Source organism: Streptomyces sp. NPDC006140 (genome assembly GCF_040628815.1).
Taxonomy (GTDB): domain Bacteria; phylum Actinomycetota; class Actinomycetes; order Streptomycetales; family Streptomycetaceae; genus Streptomyces.
Window position 1 is genome coordinate 129,380 of sequence record NZ_JBEXTS010000002.1, and the last position, 18,069, is coordinate 147,448.

General features: G+C 74.1%; 17 protein-coding genes. 7 read left to right on the plus strand and 10 right to left on the minus strand.

The features are described from left to right. Positions 1-18: 18 nt before the first annotated feature. Together ABZ386_RS05800 and ABZ386_RS05805 are read left to right on the plus strand one after the other, a co-directional pair. Complete coding sequence (locus ABZ386_RS05800) at positions 19-537, plus strand: immunity 21 family protein (RefSeq protein WP_351344751.1); 519 nt, start codon at positions 19-21, stop codon at positions 535-537. 115 nt (positions 538-652) lie between these two features. Then, entirely contained in the window at positions 653-1,486 is an 834-nt protein-coding gene (locus ABZ386_RS05805; protein ID WP_356500605.1) for an SDR family oxidoreductase, read from the plus strand. Here ABZ386_RS05805 and ABZ386_RS05810 read toward each other — a convergent pair whose 3' ends face one another. Both ABZ386_RS05810 and ABZ386_RS05815 read right to left on the minus strand, forming a co-directional pair. Then, the gene (locus ABZ386_RS05810) at positions 1,487-3,178 is read right to left on the minus strand and encodes a DUF885 domain-containing protein (protein WP_356500607.1); all 1,692 of its coding nucleotides are present in this window, start codon (positions 3,176-3,178) and stop codon (positions 1,487-1,489) included. Between the two features lie 31 nt (positions 3,179-3,209). Continuing rightward, positions 3,210-3,701 carry an Lrp/AsnC family transcriptional regulator gene (locus ABZ386_RS05815; RefSeq protein ID WP_355722324.1) on the minus strand — a complete coding sequence of 164 codons (492 nt, stop codon included), beginning with the start codon at positions 3,699-3,701 and terminating at the stop codon, positions 3,210-3,212. Positions 3,702-3,760: 59 nt separating this feature from the next. Here ABZ386_RS05815 and ABZ386_RS05820 point away from each other — a divergent pair, with 59 nt between their 5' ends. After that, positions 3,761-4,945, plus strand: coding sequence for a PLP-dependent transferase (locus tag ABZ386_RS05820; RefSeq protein WP_356617874.1), 1,185 nt, complete (start codon positions 3,761-3,763; stop codon positions 4,943-4,945). Between the two features lie 67 nt (positions 4,946-5,012). Here ABZ386_RS05820 and ABZ386_RS05825 read toward each other — a convergent pair whose 3' ends face one another. The 5 genes from ABZ386_RS05825 to ABZ386_RS05845 all read right to left on the minus strand — a co-directional run bounded on the left by ABZ386_RS05825 (position 5,013) and on the right by ABZ386_RS05845 (position 11,145). Further along, on the minus strand, positions 5,013-6,269 hold the full coding sequence (locus ABZ386_RS05825) for a GNAT family N-acetyltransferase (protein WP_358963802.1): 1,257 nt from the start codon (positions 6,267-6,269) through the stop codon (positions 5,013-5,015). A gap of 109 nt (positions 6,270-6,378) precedes the next feature. Next, positions 6,379-7,941 (minus strand): alkaline phosphatase D family protein, encoded by a 1,563-nt coding sequence (locus ABZ386_RS05830; protein ID WP_358963805.1) that lies wholly within the window; start codon positions 7,939-7,941, stop codon positions 6,379-6,381. Between the two features lie 126 nt (positions 7,942-8,067). Next, positions 8,068-9,510, minus strand: a complete 1,443-nt coding sequence (locus ABZ386_RS05835; RefSeq protein WP_358963808.1) for a PLP-dependent aminotransferase family protein — start codon at positions 9,508-9,510, stop codon at positions 8,068-8,070. A 45-nt stretch (positions 9,511-9,555) separates the two neighbouring features. Further along, the gene (locus tag ABZ386_RS05840; RefSeq protein ID WP_358963811.1) at positions 9,556-10,386 is read right to left on the minus strand and encodes an alpha/beta fold hydrolase; all 831 of its coding nucleotides are present in this window, start codon (positions 10,384-10,386) and stop codon (positions 9,556-9,558) included. Positions 10,387-10,491: 105 nt separating this feature from the next. Continuing rightward, the gene (locus ABZ386_RS05845) at positions 10,492-11,145 is read right to left on the minus strand and encodes an NAD(P)-binding domain-containing protein (protein ID WP_351344724.1); all 654 of its coding nucleotides are present in this window, start codon (positions 11,143-11,145) and stop codon (positions 10,492-10,494) included. 110 nt (positions 11,146-11,255) lie between these two features. Between ABZ386_RS05845 and ABZ386_RS05850 the strand changes: the two genes are divergently transcribed. Together ABZ386_RS05850 and ABZ386_RS05855 are read left to right on the plus strand one after the other, a co-directional pair. After that, positions 11,256-12,140: an RNA polymerase sigma-70 factor gene (locus ABZ386_RS05850; protein ID WP_358963813.1), complete on the plus strand. Its 885-nt coding sequence runs from the start codon at positions 11,256-11,258 to the stop codon at positions 12,138-12,140. Between the two features lie 169 nt (positions 12,141-12,309). Further along, entirely contained in the window at positions 12,310-13,068 is a 759-nt protein-coding gene (locus ABZ386_RS05855; RefSeq protein ID WP_351344718.1) for a GntR family transcriptional regulator, read from the plus strand. Between the two features lie 101 nt (positions 13,069-13,169). Here the strand turns inward: ABZ386_RS05855 and ABZ386_RS05860 are convergent, their stop codons facing one another. From ABZ386_RS05860 to ABZ386_RS05870, 3 genes are all read right to left on the minus strand, one after another. After that, positions 13,170-14,324, minus strand: coding sequence for an ROK family transcriptional regulator (locus tag ABZ386_RS05860; protein ID WP_351344715.1), 1,155 nt, complete (start codon positions 14,322-14,324; stop codon positions 13,170-13,172). Positions 14,325-14,411: 87 nt separating this feature from the next. Beyond that, positions 14,412-15,074 carry a response regulator transcription factor gene (locus tag ABZ386_RS05865; RefSeq protein WP_351344713.1) on the minus strand — a complete coding sequence of 221 codons (663 nt, stop codon included), beginning with the start codon at positions 15,072-15,074 and terminating at the stop codon, positions 14,412-14,414. Positions 15,075-15,088: 14 nt separating this feature from the next. Continuing rightward, positions 15,089-16,258, minus strand: coding sequence for a histidine kinase (locus tag ABZ386_RS05870; RefSeq protein ID WP_351344710.1), 1,170 nt, complete (start codon positions 16,256-16,258; stop codon positions 15,089-15,091). A 108-nt stretch (positions 16,259-16,366) separates the two neighbouring features. Here ABZ386_RS05870 and ABZ386_RS05875 point away from each other — a divergent pair, with 108 nt between their 5' ends. Further along, positions 16,367-17,287, plus strand: coding sequence for an ABC transporter ATP-binding protein (locus ABZ386_RS05875; protein ID WP_358963815.1), 921 nt, complete (start codon positions 16,367-16,369; stop codon positions 17,285-17,287). A gap of 2 nt (positions 17,288-17,289) precedes the next feature. Next, positions 17,290-18,015: an ABC transporter permease gene (locus ABZ386_RS05880; protein WP_356617879.1), complete on the plus strand. Its 726-nt coding sequence runs from the start codon at positions 17,290-17,292 to the stop codon at positions 18,013-18,015. Positions 18,016-18,069 lie beyond the last annotated feature (54 nt).

The following is an 18,069-nucleotide window of genomic DNA, read 5'->3' on the forward strand; positions in this document are numbered from 1 at the left end:
CCTGTAGGTTCTTGCGCCATGGTGCGATACGCGGAGCCGGGCGTCGTGGAGTGGGTGGAGTCGGGCGGCGGGCCGCTGATAGCGGTACCCGAGACCGTCCTGCCGTTCTGGGCGGGCGCCGACGGCGAGGAGACGGCGTCGGACTACGACCGGGCCTGCGAGGTGGACGGACACGTCGGACTCCTCCCGGTCGGCGACTGCACGGCGCTGGTCCTGGGCGACGAACCCGCCTCGACGGCCTATCTGCCCGACCACGCGATGTTCGTCCGGTGGCGCGCAGGCAACTCCGAGGACGAGCTGCTGGCGAGCGTGCCGTCGGCCGTCGACACGGCCGAGTGGGAGCCGGAGGTGCACTGGGAGGTGCCCGGATCCGTGCTCCTCTTCGACGCGGCGTGGCCCGGGTCCGGCCCCTCGGGGAGCGAGGGCGTGCGGGTGGTCCTGGAACCCGGGCGCTACGAGGTGCGGGCGGCTCGGGTCCAGCCCGGGCCGGAGACCTGGCTGGACCTGGTGCGGCTCCGGCTGCTGGCGCCCAGGTGACCGTGGGCTGCCGGCTGTTCGGCGGGCGGGGGTTTCCGGCCGCTGGTCAGGCCCGAGCCCCTGGAGGGCGATATTCGCGTGCGTCCCTCATGAGGCCCGGACCACCATGATCTGTATGCCTCGACTTCCCCACCCCACCCCCGCGGAACTGCGCCGCGATCCCCTGCCCCTGCGCGGCCGGACGGCCCTCGTCACCGGTGCCAGCCGGCGCGCCGGTATCGGCCACGCCGTGGCCCGGCGGCTCGCCGCCTACGGGGCGAGCGTCTACCTGCACCATCACGTGCCGCACGACGCCGACCAGCCCTGGGGCGCGGACCGCCCGGAGGACGTCCTCGCGTCGGTGCGCGACGCGCTCGGCGACCCCGGGGCCCGGGTCGTCGCCGGCCCCGGCGACCTGGCCGATCCGGCCGTGCCCGCCGAACTCGTCGCCAGGGCCGCCGACGCGCTCGGCGGACGCCTCGACATCCTCGTCGCCAACCACGCGCAGAGCGGCTTCGACGGCACCCTCGACGAGATCGACGCCACGATGCTCGACCGGCACTGGGCGGTCGACACCCGGTCGGTCGTGCTGCTGATCCAGGCCCACGCCCGGCTGCGGCCCGCCGGCCCCGGAGGGCGCGTCGTGATGATGACCTCCGGACAGGACATCGCGAGCGGCATGCCCGGCGAGATGGCCTACGCCCTCCAGAAAGGCGCCCTCGCCTCGATCACCCGCTCCCTGTCGACCGCGCTCGCCGAGCAGGGCATCACGGTGAACACCGTCAACCCCGGCCCGGTCGACACGGACTACTTGAGCGGCGCGGACTACGAGGCCGTCGCCGCCGGCTTCCCCACCGGACGGTGGGGCATGCCCGACGACCCGGCCCGCCTCATCGCGTGGCTCGCGACCGACGAGGCGGGCTGGATCACCGGCGAGGTCATCAACTCCGAGGGCGGCTTCCGGCGCTGATCAGAGGGCGGACAGCTCGTCCACCAGGTCGTCCAGGCCCAGGGAGCCCTGCGACAGCGCCGCCATGTGCCAGGCCTTCGGGTCGAAGGCGTCCCCGTGCCGGGCGCGGGCCTTCTCGCGGCCCAGGAGCCAGGCCCGCTCGCCGAGCTTGTACCCGATGGCCTGGCCCGGCATCGACAGGTAGCGGGTCAGCTCGCTCTCCACGAAGTCCGACGGCCGGCTGCTGTGCGCGTCGAAGAACTCCTGCGCCAGCGCGGGCGTCCAGCGCTCGCCGGGGTGGAAGGGCGAGTCGTCCGGGATCGTCAGCTCCAGGTGCATGCCGATGTCGATGATCACCCGCACGGCCCGCATCATCTGGGCGTCCAGGTAGCCGAGCCGGCGCTCGGGGTCCGTCAGGAAGCCCAGCTCGTCCATCAGCCGCTCCGCGTACAGGGCCCAGCCCTCGGCGTTGGCGCTCACCATGCCGACGCTCGCCTGGTAGCGGGAGAGGTCCTGCGCCACGTGCTTCCACTGGGCCAGCTGCAGGTGGTGGCCGGGCACGCCCTCGTGGTACCAGGTCGACACCAGGTCGTAGACCGGGAAGCGGTCCTTGCCCATGGTCGGCAGCCAGGTGCAGCCCGGGCGGGAGAAGTCGTCCGACGGCGGCGTGTAGTACGGGGCCGCGGCGCTGCCCGGAGGCGCGATGCGCGACTCGACCCGGCGCACCCGCTCGGCCAGGTCGAAGTGGGTGCCGTCGAGCGCGTCCATCGCCTCGTCCATCAGGCCCTGCAGCCAGTCGCGCACCTCGTCGACGCCCTCGATGTGCGTGCCGTGCTCGTCGAGGTGCGCCAGCGCCACCCACGGTGTGGCCGCGCCCGGCAGGATCTTCTCCGCCTCGGCCTTCATCTCGCCGAGGAGACGGTGGTATTCGGACCAGCCGTAGGCGTACGCCTCGTCCAGGTCGAGGTCCGTGCCGTTGAAGTACCGCACCCAGCGCGCGTACCGCTCCCGGCCCACCACGTCCGGCGCGCCCTCGATCGCCGGCGCGTACACGTCCCGCATCCAGTCCCGCAGCGCCACCACGGCCCCGGTGGCCGCGCGGGCCGCCGCGTCCAGCTCCGTCCGCAGCGACTCGGGTCCGGCGGCCGCGTACTGCTCGAACCAGCCGTGGCCCTGGCCGTCCGCGTCGGCCCACTCGCCGAGCTGGTCCACGAACGTGGCCGTGGCGCGGGGCCCGGCGTACAGCTTCCGCTCCAGGCCGAGCGCCAGGGACTCCCGGTAGCCCTCGAGCGCGGCCGGGACCCCGCGCAGCCGCTCGGCGATCGCCCCCCAGTCCTCCTCCGACTGCGCCGGCGTCACCGTGAATACCTGCCGCACCGCGTGCGCGATGGAGCTCAGGTTGCTGACGGAGCGCAGGCTCTCGTCGGCCTCGTGCACGGCGAGTTCGGCGGTGAGCCGCTCGCGCAGCAACCGCGCGCACCGGCGTTCGATGTCGCTGTCCGCGCCGGGCTGCCGCTCGGCCTCGTCCAGCCGGGCCAGCGTCCGGCGCGCCAGCTCCGCGAGCGCCTCCTGGCCCGCGGGCGAGGTGTCGGGCAGCCTGCTGGAACTCTCCTTCACGCCGAGGTACGTGCCGGTGATCGGGTCGAGGGCGACGAGCTCGTCGACGAAGGCGTCGGCGACCTCTCGGGGCAGCGGGCTCTTGATCTCAGACATGCGGCCATCCTCGTACGACGGGCCGCGCGCGTCACGCGGATTGAGCCGTGGGCGAAGGCGGCAGCAGCGGCCCGCACTCCCACTGCTGGAAGATCAGCCGGGTCTCCACCCGGGCCACCTCCCGCCGGGCCGTGAACTCGTCCAGCACGAGCCGCTGCAGATCCGCCATGCCGGCGACCGCGACATGGACCAGATAGTCGTCCGGACCGGTCAGATGGAAGACTGTCCGCGACTCCGGCAGTGCCCGGATCCGCTCCACGAACGGCCCGACCAGCTCCCGCCGGTGCGGCCTGACCTGCACCGACAGCAGCGCCTCCAGACCGCGCCCCAGCTTGGCCGGATCCAGCTCCAGCCGGTGCCCGAGAATCACCCCCGAGCGGCGCAGCCGGGCCACCCGGTCCAGACAGGTCGACGGCGCCACCCCGACCTGCGCGGCGAGATCCCGGTAGGTCGCCCGGGCGTCGTTCTGCAACAGCCGCAGCAGATGAAGATCAACCGGGTCCAGTACGACAGATTCGGCCATCGGCCGAACGTAGCACGGGGTTCGCCCCCGGCGACCCGGCCGCTGTTCACCCTTCCGTCATGGACACAACGAGCACGGGCGCCTACGACGACGTACGCACCGCACCGCGAGCACTCGCCACCGAGGCCGTGCACGCCGGCCGGGACGACCTGGCCCGGCAGGGGCTGCACGCCCCGCCGATCGACCTGTCCACCACGTATCCCTCGTACGACAGCCGCGGCGAGGCGGCCCGGATCGACGCGTTCGCCGCCACCGGCGCCGAGCCGGACGGCCCGCCCGTGTACGGGCGGCTGGGCAATCCGACCGTGGCCCGCTTCGAGACCGCGCTGGCCCGCCTGGAGGGCACCGAGGCGGCGGTCGCCTTCGCCAGCGGCATGGCAGCGCTGAGCGCCGTCCTCCTCGTCCGCGGCGCGATGGGCCTGCGCCACGTCGTCGCCGTACGCCCCCTCTACGGCTGCAGCGACCATCTGCTGACCGCCGGGCTGCTGGGCTCGGAGGTGACCTGGACCGACCCGGCCGGTGTCGCCGACGCGCTGCGCCCGGACACCGGCCTGGTCATGGTCGAGTCCCCGGCCAACCCCACCCTCGCCGAGGTCGACCTGCGGGCCGTGGCGCACGCCTGCGGCTCGGTGCCGCTGCTCGTGGACAACACCTTCGCCACGCCGGTCCTCCAGCGCCCCGCCGAGCAGGGGGCGCGGCTCGTGCTGCACAGCGCCACCAAGTACCTCGGCGGGCACGGGGACGTGCTGGCGGGCGTGGTCGCCTGCGACGAGGAGTTCGCGGGCCGGCTGCGGCAGGTGCGCTTCGCGACGGGCGGCGTCCTGCACCCCCTGGCCGGCTATCTGCTGCTGCGGGGACTGTCCACCCTCCCCGTCCGGGTCCGGGCCGCCTCCGCCACGGCGGCCGAACTCGCCCGCCGCCTCGCCGCGGACCCGCGCGTGACTCGGGTCCACTACCCCCGCATCGGCGGCGCCATGGTCGCCTTCGAGGTCGACGGCGACCCGCACGAGGTCATCGCCGGGGTACGCCTGATCACCCCGGCGGTGAGCCTCGGCAGCGTCGACACCCTCATCCAGCACCCGGCGTCCATCAGCCACCGCATCGTGGACGCGGAGGACCGCAGGGGGGCGGGGGTGAGCGACCGGCTGCTGCGCATGTCCGTGGGCCTGGAGGACGTCGAGGACCTCTGGTCGGATCTCGACCGGGCCCTGAAGCGCCCCGGAAGGGGCGCGGGGCTGTGCTGATATGCGGCTCCGCCGCGTGGGCGCGACCAGCCACCACGCACCCGCGCCCGCCCACTGACGCACGCCCCTACGGCGCGGAGGCGCTGCCCAGTTCCTCCGCATCGGTCGTCAGCACGGATTCATCCAGCCGTGCCGTGATGACCAGCGTCCCCTCCTCGACCTGGTAGTCGAGCGGCAACCCGAGCCCCCGCATCGCGGCGACCATCCCCGTGTTGGACGCCTGCGTCACCGCGTACACACTCGCGCAACCGGCCTCGCGGGCCAGCGCGACCAGCCGTCCCAGCAGCTCCGCGCCCACGCCCCGGCGCTGCCACGCGTCCTCCACCAGCAGCGCGACCTCCGTCTCGTCCCCGTCCCACAGGAGGTGGCCGAGCCCGACGAGCCGCCCGGAGGCGGTCTGCACGGCGAGGGTGCGCCCGAACCGCGGGCTCAGCAGGTGGTTGAGATACCGGTCGGCATCGCCGACCGGCCCGTGGTAGCGCAGCTTCAGCGTCCGCGCCGAGCACCGCTCGTGCATCGCCCGCGCGGCCTGGAGATCACGCGTGTCGGCCCGCCGCACGGTGATGTCGCTGCCCTCGGCGAGGGTCAGCACGTCCCGGCCGCGCGGGACGCGCGGACCGAGCCGGGCGTCCAACTCGACCAGGGCCCGGGCCCGGGCGAACTCGGTCGGGGTGAACGGCAGATAGGGCCGCTCCACGGTGATCACCCCGCCCTCGGGGGCGCGCAGCCGCATCACCGTGTCGTCGAGGGCGCCCTCCACCGGAAGGCTCCCCGGCACACGGTCGCCGCCGGCCGGCGCCGGCTGTGAACGGATGGTGCAGCGGCCCAGCAACTGGCGCAGCGCCAGCGGGAGTTCCGCCGCGTCCAGGGCTGTGCGGGCGGCGAGGCCGAGGACCCGGGTCGGCGCGTCCACCAGGTCGTGCGCGTCGGCCCGCTCGATCCAGGTGTCGGAGCCGCCGGCCGACCGGACGGCCGTGGTGATCGCGGACGCCGACAGCTCGCCGGGGGCCCGCAGCAGGAACTCGTCCACCGTGCCCTCGGCCAGCGGATGCGTCTGGAGGCTGAGGATGTCGACCCGCTGCACGGCGAGGGCCGTGCACAGCGCCGCCAGCGACCCCGGCTCGTCCTTCACCGTGGTCCGCATCCGCCACAGCGTGTTCGCCCCCGGCACCGGCTCCGGTGCCGGGGACCCGGTATCGCCCGTCGGCGGCGCGTGTTCGTGGCGTCGTGTTCGCCAGGCCCGGAACGCCGCCGAGAGCCGCTGCCGACGGCCCGCCCGGCCGCCGTCCTCGAGGTGCGTCACTTCCGTCACTTCTCGCGTCATGCACCCACTGTGACGGAACGGTGTTGCGTGATCACGAACGCCTTGTGACTGGCGGGTAAAAAGGGCACCCTGCCCTCTTTATCGCCCCTTCAAACGTTGCGCTCCGTACCTACTGGCCGACCCGGCCCGGCTGGAGCACCTGGGTGAAGAGCACGGTCCCGTCCTGCTCGCGCAGACGCACCGTCAGCTCGCCGCTGCCGCCGTCGATGTCGACCTCGCCGAAGAACTGGTAACCGCCCGCGGGCGAGACATTGGCGGTGGTCGGGGCCTTCACGAAGACGCGCTCCGGGCCGAAGGTGCCGTCGAGCGTGTTCGCCGGGAAGGCACCGGCGTTGAGCGGGCCGGACACGAACTCCCAGAACGGCTCGAAGTCGGTGAAGGCGGCCCGCGACGGCTGGTAGTGCTGCGCCGAGGTGTGGTGCACGTCGGCCGTCAGCCACACCGTGCCCGTGATCCGCCGGTGCTTGATGAACCGCAGCAGCTCGGCGATCTGCAGCTCACGCCCGAGCGGCTGGCCGGGGTCGCCCTGGGCGACCGCCTCGATGTTCGTGCCGTCCGGCACGACCAGGCCGAGCGGCATGTCGGAGGCGATCACCTTCCACACCGCCCGGGAGCGGGACAGCCCGCGCTTGAGCCACTCCAGCTGCTCGCGGCCGAGGATGCCCTGCGGATCGGTGGGCTGGTCGTCGGGGGAGTTGGCGTTGCGGTAGGTGCGCATGTCCAGGACGAAGACGTCCAGCAGCGGCCCGTGGTGCTGCACGCGGTAGACGCGGCCGCCCGGGCGGCGCAGTGTCGAGATCGGGAAGTACTCCGAGAACGCCTGACGGGCGCGGGCGGCGAGCACGTCGACGTTCTTCTCCGTGTACCGGGTGTCGCCGAGGATCTCGCCCGGGTACCAGTTGTTGGTGACCTCGTGGTCGTCCCACTGGATGATCGAGGGGACCTGGGCGTTGAAGGCGCGCAGGTTCTCGTCCAGGAGGTTGTAGCGGAAGTTGCCGCGGAACTCCGCCAGCGTCTCGGCGACCTTCGCCTTCTCCTCGGTGGTGACGTTCCGCCAGGTCCGGCCGTCGGGCAGGGCCACGGTCGAGGTGATCGGGCCGTCGGCGTAGATGTTGTCGCCGCTGCAGAGGAAGAAGTCCGGGTCCAGGTCGGCCATCGCCCGGTAGATCCGGTAGCCGCCCAGGTCCGGGTTGATGCCCCAGCCCTGCCCGGCCAGGTCGCCGGACCAGACGAACCGTACGCCGTCACGGCGCTTGGCGGACGCGGTGCGGAAGGTGCCCGTGACCGGCTCGCCGGTGCGGCGCGGGTCGTCCGGGTCGGCGAGCAGCACGCGGTAGTGGATCTGCTCGCCGGGCGGCAGGCCGCGCAGCGGGGTCGTGCCGGTGAAGTCCGTGCCCGGGCCGAGCAGCGGGCCGTGCCATCTGCGCGGGTTGCGGAACGACTCGGTCGCCGAGGTCTCGACGATCATCCGGGCGGGCCGGTCGGAGCGCACCCACACCAGCCCGGAGTCGCAGGTCACGTCTCCGGCCTGCACCCCCCACTCCGCCTGCGGACGCCCGGACCGGGCGAAGGCCGGCGCCGCGCCGAGCGCGGTGGGCAGGGACAGGGCCGCCGACGCGGCGAGGGAGCCGCGCAGGACGCTACGGCGCCCGGGGAACGGACGGTGTGACATGGATACGCCTCCAGGGACGGGATCCGGCCAGTGTGCAGAGCCACAACTACTGGCACGCCGCAGCGCACACACGAACCCCAAGTGAACAACTGACCGCGGGGTGAGGGAACCGGGCCGGCACGCCGGTCACGCGGTGGCCGCCTCCGCCATCAGGCGGACGCCCTCGGCGATCCGCGCCGGAGGTACGTGCGCGTAGCCCAGGACGAGCCGCACCTTCTTCGCCCCGGCCGGGTCCTCGGGCCGCGTGTGGGTGCAGGAGGACAACGGGCGCACCGCCACCCCGGCCGCCGTCACGCGCGCGAGGAACCGCTCCTCGGGGCCGTACCGCTCCGGCAGCGTGGCGATCACGTGCAGGCCCGCGGCGATCCCCGACACCTCCGCGCCCGGGAAGTGCTCCTCCAGGGCGGCCACCAGCGCGTCACGCCGCTCGCGGTAGGCGCGCTGGCAGCGGCGCAACTGGCGGTCGTAGTCCCCGCGTTCCAGGAAGCGGGCGAACAGCGCCTGGTCGAGGGCCGGGTGGCCGAGATCCATGGTGCGTTTGCGTTCGACGATCTCCGCCGCCCAGGACTCGGGCACCAGCAGCCAGCCCAGGCGCAGGCCCGGGGCGAGGGACTTGCTGACCGAGCCCGTGTAGGCGACGTGGTCGGGGTCGAGGCCCTGGAGCGCGCCGACCGGGGCGCGGTCGTAGCGGAAGTCGCCGTCGTAGTCGTCCTCCAGGACGATGCCGTCCACGGACCGCGCCCAGTCGAGCAGTTCGGCGCGCCGGCGGGCCGAGTAGGCGATGCCCGTGGGGAACTGGTGGGCCGGTGTCGTCACGACGGCCCGTACGCCCGACTCCCGCAGCGGCCGGATCGCGATCCCCTCGCCGTCCAGGGGCAGCGGCACGGCCGTGACCCCGGCCGCGGCGTACAGGGCGTCGTGCTGGGGACTGCCGGGGTCCTCCACGCCGACGGCGCGCACCCCGCGCGCGTGCAGCGCGAAACCGAGCAGGGTCGTCGCCTGGGCCACCCCGGAGACGATCACGATCCGCTCCGGGTCGGCCACCACGCCCCGCCGCCGGGCGAGCAGTCCGGCCAGCGTGGTCCGCAGCCCGGGCAGCCCGCGCGGATCGGGGTACCCCAGGTCCTGGTGCGGTACGTCCGCCAGCACGGCGCGCTGCGCGGCGGCCCACGCCGAGCGCGGGAACAGCGACAGGTCCGGCGTCCCGGGCACGAAGTCGGCGCGGGCACCGGGCGCGCGCGGGGCGAGGTCCTGCGCGCGCGGCCGGGCGGCCCGCACGGCCGCGCCCACCCACGTCCCGGCGCCCCGGCCGCTGCGCAGATAGCCCTCCGCCGTCAGCTGCTCGTACGCCTCCGTGACCAGCCCCCGCGAGACCCCCAGGTCCGCCGCGAGGTCCCGGCTCGACGGCAGCCGCGTGCCCGGTGCCAGCCGGCCCGAGCGGACCGCCTCGCGCAGCGCCGCCTGGAGGGCACGGCCACGCGTGCGTGGCGGCGCGGAAGCCGCCGGGAGCAGCAACTCCCAGGCGGCGGACGCGGCACCCCTGCCCGGATCGCTCTGCGATGGCCTCATGAGGGGAGACCTTAGAACGCCCCTGCCGGTAGCGGCAGTTCCGGTTCAGCGGCTGCCGTCGAGCACCACCCGGGCGACCAGCGCCGGGTCGTCGTTCATCGGGACGTGGCCGCAGCCGGGCAGCTTCACCAGCCGGGCCCGCGGAATGACGCCCTTGGCACGCACGCCCTGGCGGGGGATCAGGAGCCGGTCGCGGTTGCCCCAGGCCACGGTGACCGGCGTGCCCACGATGTCGTCCGTGAACTGCACGGTCCGGCCGGAGCGGAGCGTCTCGGAGAACCCCTGGGCCCGGGCCAGCGCGAGCGTCTCGGCGATCACGGCCTCGGGGGAACGGCGGCCGGGGCGGGCGTAGATGGTGCTCGTCAGCAGGGTGCGGCCGAGCGCCGGGCGGGCCAGCCGCTCGACCACGGGCAGCGGCATCCGCTGGGCGATCTGCCGCATCGTCATCAGCACGGCGAAGGCGTAGCGGCGCTCGGCCGCGTTCCAGAACCCGGCGGGGGACAGGGCGGTGACGGAGCGCACGACGCGCGCCCGGGCCAGGTCCAGGGCCAGCAGGCCGCCCAGCGAGTTGCCCGCCACGTGCGGGCGGTCCAGCTCCAGCGCCTCGCACAGGGCCGCGAGGACGGCGTTCATCGTCGGCAGGTCGTGCGCCATGCCGTCGGGGAGCGCCGGCGACTCACCGCATCCGGGCAGGTCCACGGCGATGACGTCCCGCTCGGCCGCCAGCGCGGGGAGCACCGGGTCCCACACCTGCCGGTGGTGGCCGATGCCGTGCAGCAACAGCAGCGGTTCGCCGCTGCCCTCGCGTGTGTACGACAGGCTCACGTGCTGCTCGCCGCGCGGAGTGGCGACGTCGAAGGAGACGGTGGCGGACATGGGGTGCTCCTCGGCTGTGCTGGCTGACGGACGCTGTAGACAGCTTGTCAGCAATTGCTACCGCCGGGTAGCCCCAGGTTGTCGCCGCCTCCCGCCCCCTGCCGCTCACCGGGCCCGGCGCACCTCCAGGTTGAACTCCGCGTGCCCGAACTTCTGCAGCAGGCCGACCCACAGCGGCAGCCACATCTCCACGGCCCGGGCAGCCCGGATGCCGCCGAGGTCGAGCACCCGGTCCGCCGGCCAGCCGAACTCCCCGAGCAGCGCCGTCACCTGCTCCTTGGCGCCCGGGTCGTCCCCGCAGACGAAGACGTGGTGCCCGCCGGGCACCCGCGCCGGTTCCACCATCACCCGGCAGTTGACCGTGTTGAGCGTCTTCACCACGCGCGCGTGCGGGAAGGCCCGCTGGATCTGCTCGCCCACGCTGTCCGACTCGACGGGGGAGAGCCGCAGCTCGCCCTCCTCGAACGCCAGCGGGTTGGAGACGTCCACCAGCACCTTCCCGCCGAGGTTCTCCGCCCCCGCCGCCGCCAGCGCGGCGAGCGCCACCCGCCCGCCCACCGCGTTCACCACGACCTCCCCGAACGCCGCCGCGTCCGCGAACGTCCCCGCGTGCGCCCCGGCACCCGCCCCGGCGGCCCACGCCACCGCGGCCGGGTTCTCCCTCGTCCGCGAGCCGAGCGTCACCTCGTGACCCAGCTCCACCAGCCGGCCGCCCAGCGTGCGCCCGACTTCCCCCGTTCCCAGCACCGCGTACCGCATCGCCACCTCCGGGAGCCGCGCCGCCGATCACCGGCGTCCTGCCGGCCATTGTGTCCGGCGCGGGGAGAATCCGCCTGGACAGCGCCCCGGTGGTGGGCTGGGATGGAGCAGTGACCACCGACACCGCCACCGACGTCTTCGAAACACACCGCCCCGTCCTGCTGGGTGTCGCCTACCGCATGCTGGGGCGCGTCGCCGACGCGGAGGACGTGGTCCAGGAGGCGTGGCTGCGCTGGTCCGGCGCCGCCCGCGACGACGTCCGCGAACCGCGCGGCTATCTGGTGCGGATCACCACCCGCCTCGCCATCGACCGGCTGCGCCAGATCAAGGCCCGCGGCGAGACGTACATCGGCCCCTGGCTGCCCGAGCCGTACATCACCGACTTCGGCGACACCGTGCCGGACACCGCCGAGCGGGCCGTGCTCGCCGACTCCGTCTCCCTCGCCGTCCTCGTCGTCCTGGAGTCGCTGTCACCGCTGGAGCGGGCGGTTTTCGTGCTGCGCGAGGCCTTCGGCTTCCCGTACGGCGACATCGCCGCCATGCTCGACCGCGGTGAACCGGCGGTGCGCCAACTCGCGGGCCGGGCCCGCAAGCACGTGGAGGAGCGGCGGCCGCGCTACGAGGTCGACCCCGCCCAGCGCCGCGACCTCACCGAGCGGTTCCTCGCCGCCGCGGCCGACGGCGACCTGGAGGGCCTGCTGGCCCTGCTCGCCCCGGACGTCCGGCTCGTCGGCGACAGCGGCGGCAAGGCGCGGGCGCCGCTGCGGGTCCTCGAGACCGCCGACAAGGTGGGCCGCTTCCTCGCCGGCGCCGCCCGGAAGAGCCTCCCGGACCTGTCCGTCCGCTTCGTGGAACTCAACGGCGGCCCCGCCGTGCTGGTCCTGTCCGGCGACGAGCCCGACGCCGTCTTCCAGCTCGACATCGCCGACGGCCGCGTCCAGACGGTCTACGTCATCAGGAACCCCGACAAGCTGCGGCCGCTGGCCGGCCTGTAGACACCTCGGAGTAGTGCGGCCGAGGGGTCGTACGCATGTCCCGTGAACGTTCCCGGCCATTGGTATTGACCAAGGATCAGGGCCGCCTTATGGTCGCAGAGAAGTGCAACAACCTTTAATAAACAAGGGCGCGAAATAGCCGCCGACCACGGCGATTGCGGAGGACAGGGTGGGGACCACGCAGCTGGAATCGGTGCCGGAACCGAAGTACTGGCATCTCAAGACCGTGCTCAGTCAAGCGCTCGACTCGGAGTTCTCCGTGGGGGAGATCCTGCCCAACGAGCGCGACCTCGCGGCCCGCTTCGGCGTCGCCCGCGCCACGCTCCGCCAGGCCCTGGAGCAGCTCGAACTGGAAGGCAGGCTGCAGCGCCGCCGCGGCGTCGGCACGACCGTCGCGCCGCCCCGCATGGGCGTCTCCCTCGGCACCGGCCCGCACACCTGGCCGGGCGGCCCCGAGGACGCCTGGCAGCCCGTCGACTGCTCGGCGGCGGTGCCGCCCGCGGCCGTCGCCGACGCGCTGGGGACCGGCGACGAGCCCGTGCACATCGTGCGCCGCTCCCGCGTCTCTGCCGGCCGGCCGGTGGCCGCCGAGCTGCTGTACGTCCCGCAGTCCTCGGTGCCGGAGCTCTCCGCGATCGACGCGCCGTCCGGAGCGGCACGCGCGCGTGCGGTGCTGCGCGAGTTGCAGCGGGTGGAGCTGGAGCGGCAGGAGAACGCGGTGGAGCTGGGTTCCGCCGGGGCGGATGACGCGAAGGAGCTGGACCGGCTGCCGGGGGCGCCTGTTCTTGTCGTCACGACTCGGTTTGTCGCGGCCGGGCGGACGGCTGCGCTTTCGGTTGCCACGTATCGCGCTGACACGTGCCGGTTGACCTTCGGCGACTCGGGTGATGTGGAGATTCACGCCGGGGCGCAGCGGAGGGCGTCTTGACCTTGGCGCCGTAGGGGGATCGGTGCGTGGGGGGGCTGCGGGTGCGTTGTGGCTGGTCGCGCCCACGCGGCGGAGCCGCAAATCGAAACAGCCCCGCGCCCCTAAAGGGGCGTTGTTCTGCCCTCCACCGTGAAGAGTTGTTCCTCCACGTGGTCCAGGGCCAGGCGTAGGGCGCCCGTTGCCACTGCTGCGTCGCCGAGGCGGGAGAGGGTCACCTGTGGGGGGCGCAGGCAGTAGCGGGCGAGTTCTCGGCGGAGGGGGTCGAGGACGCCGTCGAGGCCCGCGGCCCAGCCGCCGATGACGACCAGCTCCGGGTCGAGCGCGAGGGCGAGGGCCGCCACGTCGTGGACCAGGCGCTGGATGAAACGGTCCACGGCGGCGCGGGCCCGCTGGTCGCCCTCGCGGGCCTGGGCGAAGACCTCGGCGACCGCCTGCTCGTCGAGGGGGTGCAGGGGCTCGTCCGTGGTGGACAGCAGCGTCTCGGGCGTCACCTCCCGGCCCAGCAGGTGCAGTGCCCCGATCTCGCCGGCCGCTCCGCCGTAGCCCCGGTGCAGCCGCCCCCCGATCAGCGCACCGGCGCCCGGGCTGAGCCCCGCCAGTACGAACACCACGTCGTCCGACTCGCCGGCCGCGCCCTTCCAGTGCTCGGCGACGACCGCCGCGTTGGCGTCGTTCTCGACCAGCACCGGGCACTTGAAGGACCGGCTGAGCCGCTCGCCCAGCCGCAGCCCCGTCCACCCGGGCAGCGCCGTGCCCAGCCGGACCGTGCCGTCCGCCTCGACGATGCCGGGCGTCGCCACACCCACGGCCCGCAGCGAGCCGCGTGCGACCCCGGCCCGCCGCAGCAGCTCGGCCACGGTCCCCCGCACCCGCTCCAGCCGCTCGTCGGCCCCCGCCGTCTCCGCCACGTCCTTGGCCTGGGAACCGATCACCCGGCCGTCCAGGTCGGCCAGCAGTGCCGCCACCCGGTGCGCACCGATCTCCACGCCCAGCAGATGCCCGGCCTCCGCCCGGAACCGGAACCGCCGCGCCGGCCGGCCCTGCCGCCGGGCCGCCCCCTCCTCGGCCGCCTTCTCGACGACGAGCCCCGCCTCGATGAGCCCTTCGACGACGCCCTCGACGGTCGGCCGGGACAGCCCCGTCACCCGGGTGATCTCGGTCAGGGTCGCGCAGTCCGTGGCACGCAGTGCGTGCAGCACCACCGCGGAGTTGATCCTGCGCAGCAGCGAGGGATCCCCGCCGGTCAGCCGCCCCACCGTCCGTCCTCCCAGGTCGTGCGCGTGTTGGCCGGATCGTACTTCGGCGCGGCGTACCACGGCGAGGGGCAGGGCCGGCGCCGCCGATCAGCCCGGCGCCACGAACCCCGACTCGTACGCGGCGATCACCGCCTGGGTGCGGTCCCGGGCGCCCAGCTTCGCCAGCACGGAGCTGACGTGCGACTTCACGGTCTCCGTCCCGACGACCAGCCGGGCCGCGATCTCCGCGTTCGACAACCCCCGGGCCATCAGCCGCAGCACCTCCGCCTCGCGCTCGGTCAGCTGGGCCCGCTCCATCGCGGCCCGCGCCGCGCGGTTCCCGCCGCCCTCGCCGTACTCGGCGGCCAGCTGCCGCACCGAGGCCGGGAACAGCAGTGACTCGCCCTCGGCGATCAGCCGCACCGCGTGCACGATCTCGGCCGGCCGGGCCCGCTTCAGCAGAAACCCGTCGGCACCCGCGCGCAGCGCCTCGTACACGTACTCGTCGTTCTCGAAGGTCGTCACCACCAGGATCCGCGGCGGCTCGTCGACCGTCCGCAGCAGCGCCCGGGTGGCCTCGATACCGTCCAGCAGCGGCATCCGGACGTCCATGGCGACCACGTCCGGCCGCAGCTGCCGCACCAGCGGGATCACCGCCGCACCGTCCGCGGCCTCCCCGACGACCTCGATGTCGGGCTGCGCCTCCAGCACGGCCCGCAGACCGGCGCGCACGAGGGGTTCGTCATCGACGAGGAGAACGGTGACCGGCATCGGCCCAGCGTAGATCAACTCAACGGCAGCTCGACATGCACCTGCCAGTCGCCCTCGTCGGGGCCGGTCCGGGCCTGGCCGCCGAGCAGGGCCGCGCGCTCCCGTATGCCGCGCAGGCCGCTGCCGCGACCGGGGCCCGGTGTCCCGGCCGGGCACGGATTGCGGATCGCTAGGACGAGAGAGCCGTCGGCGACGTGCACGCGCACGCGTACCGGGACCGCCCCCGCGTGCCGCAGCACGTTGGTCAGCGACTCCTGGAGGATCCGGTAGCCCTCCCGGGAGACCGGCCCGGGCACGGTGTCCACCGGCCCGGTCACCTCGGCGTCGACCTTCGCCCCGGAGGCGCGCGCGGACTCCAGCAGGCGGTCGGCGTCCGCGAGGGTCGGTCTGCCGCTCACCGGTTTCTCCGACTCGCGCAGGATGCCGAGGACGCGCTCCAGGTCCTCCAGGGCGGCCCGGCCGGTCTCCTCGATGGCGCCCAGCGCCCGGTCGGTGAAGGCCGGATCGCCCGCCGCCCGCGCGGCCCCCGCCTGCACCACGGCGACCGTGAGCGCGTGCCCGATGGAGTCGTGCAACTCGCGGGCGATCCGCGTGCGTTCCAGAAGCTGCTCCGTGCGCTCCTCCAGCGCGGCGAGCCGCTCGGCGGGGGAGGGGCCCAGCAGCCGCAGGGCGAGCCTCGTGGCGAGGTGCCCCGAGCCGACCACGAGGGCGGCCGTCAGCACCAGGAGCAGGGGCGCGAGCGGCACGTACCACCAGTGGTGGCCCCTCACGGGAATCCAGGAGCCGCCGGCGCGCTCACCGCTGAGCGCCATCGACACGAGGTCCACCGAGAGGAACAGCAACTGGAAGGTGAAGTGGGACACCACGGCGCCGAGGAGCAGCCGAAGCTCCAGCCACACCACCGTCCGTCCCCGGTCGGCCCACGTGGCCGAGGGAGAGACCATGATCTCCCTGCTCGCGCGCTCGTCCCGGGGCCCGAACAGCAGCAGCCGGGCCTGGAAGCCCTCCACGACCCGCGCTGCGGGGATCAGGCCCGCGAGCCCGAGCAGCACGACCGCGGTGACCGGAGTCCACCACGCCTCGTCGATGAACAGCCACAGCGCCGGCCACACGATGGCCATCGCGAGATGCAGCCACCGTGTGTACGTCACCGCCCGGCCGAACGGGCGCAGCATGCGGACCATTGCGTCATCGTGCCAGCCACCACTGACGACGAGCCTCCCCCGCACGGGGGAGACGATCTCCACCGCCGGGGGAGGCCCGGACCCCGCCCCGGCGGTCACGCTGTCGCCATGACCAGCATCGACGTCCAGAACCTCACCAAGGAGTTCGGCGGCCGGCGAGCCGTGGACGACCTCACGTTCCGCGTGCTGCCCGGCCGCGTCACCGGCTTCCTCGGCCCCAACGGCGCCGGGAAGTCCACCACCATGCGGCTGGTGCTCGGCCTCGACCGCCCGACGGCCGGCCGCGCCACGCTCGGCGGCCGCGCCTACGCGACCCTGCGCGAACCCCTGCGCCAGGTGGGCGCCCTGCTCGACGCGCAGGCCGCGCACGGCTCCCGCACCGCCCGCGACCACCTCCGGGTGCTGGCCGCGAGCAACCGCATCCCGGACCGCCGGGTCGACGAGGTGCTGGAGCAGACCGGCCTGGCGTCGGTGGCCCGCCGCCGCGTGCGGACCTACTCCCTGGGCATGCGCCAGCGGCTGGGCATCGCCGCCGCCCTGCTGGGCGACCCCGAGGTCGTCATGCTGGACGAGCCGTCCAACGGCCTCGACCCCGAAGGCATCGTGTGGATCCGGCAGCTGCTGCGCCGGCTCGCGGACGAGGGCCGCACGGTCCTGGTCTCCAGCCACCTCATGAACGAGACCGCGTCCTTCGCCGACCACCTCGTGGTGCTCGGCCGGGGCCGGCTGCTGGCCGACACCCCGATGCGGGACTTCATCCACGCGCGCGTGCAGCCCCGCGTCCGCGTCCGCACGAGCGACCCCGTCGCCCTCAAGAGCGCCCTCGAACGGCACGGCCACGACGCCGTGGAGCACGAGGACGGCCACTGGACCGTGCACCACGCGCGCGTGGACGACATCGGCCGCATCACCTCCGCGGCGGGTGTGCCGGTCCTGGAACTCGCCGCCGAGGAGGGCACGTTGGAGCAGGCCTACTTCGACCTCACCGGCGCCGAGACCGAGTTCGCCGCCCAGCCCCAGGAGGCCTGACCATGGAATTCACCCCCGTACTCCGCTCCGAGTGGCTGAAGATCCGCACGCTCCGCTCGCTGCCGGGCACCCTGCTGGCCCTGTTCGCCGCGACCACGGCGTTCTCCGCGATCGCCGGTGCCTCCGACACCTCGGACCCGGGCTTCGACCCGCTGTTCACGGCGTTGTCCGGCGTCATACCGGGGCAGATCGCGGCCGTCGCCTTCGGGGCCATGGCGGTGTCGTCCGAGTTCCACTCGGGCGCGCTGCGGATCACGCTGGCGGCGGTCCCGCGGCGCGGCCGGTGGTTCGCGGCCAAGGCGGCCGTCATCGCCGTACCGGTCCTGGTGGTCGGCCTGGTGACCGCACTGACCGCGTTCCTGGTGGCGCGGGCCGGGCTCGGCACGGCGGCCGACGGGCTCAGCTCCGGTGAGCAGGTGCGCGGTGTCGTGGGCTGCGGCGTCTACCTCATGCTGATGGCCCTGTTCGCCGCCGGGCTCGCCGCCCTGCTGCGCAGCGGCGTGGCCACACTGTCCCTGATGATCCCGTTCATCCTCGTCGTGTCGTTCGTGATCGGCGACGCGACGGGCACCGTCGCCGACTTCCTGCCCGACAAGGCGGGACAGCTCGTCCTCCACGAGACGTACGAGGGAACCCTCGGGCCGTGGTCGGGGCTCGCGGTGACCGCGCTCTGGACGGCCGCCGCCCTGCTGGTGGGAGCCTGGCGCCTGCGTCGCCGGGACGCCTGACCGGAACCGGGCTGATGCCCCGCCAAGTGTCAGTGGCGGCGGGTTTACTGGACC

Coding starts and splice junctions, on each gene's coding strand:
- ABZ386_RS05820 (WP_356617874.1), top strand. CDS start 3,761: ATGGACACAACGAGCACGGGCGCCTACGACGACGTACGCACCGCACCG.
- ABZ386_RS05815 (WP_355722324.1), bottom strand. CDS start 3,701: ATGGCCGAATCTGTCGTACTGGACCCGGTTGATCTTCATCTGCTGCGG.
- ABZ386_RS05805 (WP_356500605.1), top strand. CDS start 653: ATGCCTCGACTTCCCCACCCCACCCCCGCGGAACTGCGCCGCGATCCC.
- ABZ386_RS05800 (WP_351344751.1), top strand. CDS start 19: ATGGTGCGATACGCGGAGCCGGGCGTCGTGGAGTGGGTGGAGTCGGGC.
- ABZ386_RS05865 (WP_351344713.1), bottom strand. CDS start 15,074: ATGCCGGTCACCGTTCTCCTCGTCGATGACGAACCCCTCGTGCGCGCC.
- ABZ386_RS05810 (WP_356500607.1), bottom strand. CDS start 3,178: ATGTCTGAGATCAAGAGCCCGCTGCCCCGAGAGGTCGCCGACGCCTTC.
- ABZ386_RS05870 (WP_351344710.1), bottom strand. CDS start 16,258: ATGGTCCGCATGCTGCGCCCGTTCGGCCGGGCGGTGACGTACACACGG.
- ABZ386_RS05875 (WP_358963815.1), top strand. CDS start 16,367: ATGACCAGCATCGACGTCCAGAACCTCACCAAGGAGTTCGGCGGCCGG.
- ABZ386_RS05825 (WP_358963802.1), bottom strand. CDS start 6,269: ATGACGCGAGAAGTGACGGAAGTGACGCACCTCGAGGACGGCGGCCGG.
- ABZ386_RS05880 (WP_356617879.1), top strand. CDS start 17,290: ATGGAATTCACCCCCGTACTCCGCTCCGAGTGGCTGAAGATCCGCACG.
- ABZ386_RS05830 (WP_358963805.1), bottom strand. CDS start 7,941: ATGTCACACCGTCCGTTCCCCGGGCGCCGTAGCGTCCTGCGCGGCTCC.
- ABZ386_RS05835 (WP_358963808.1), bottom strand. CDS start 9,510: ATGAGGCCATCGCAGAGCGATCCGGGCAGGGGTGCCGCGTCCGCCGCC.
- ABZ386_RS05845 (WP_351344724.1), bottom strand. CDS start 11,145: ATGCGGTACGCGGTGCTGGGAACGGGGGAAGTCGGGCGCACGCTGGGC.
- ABZ386_RS05840 (WP_358963811.1), bottom strand. CDS start 10,386: ATGTCCGCCACCGTCTCCTTCGACGTCGCCACTCCGCGCGGCGAGCAG.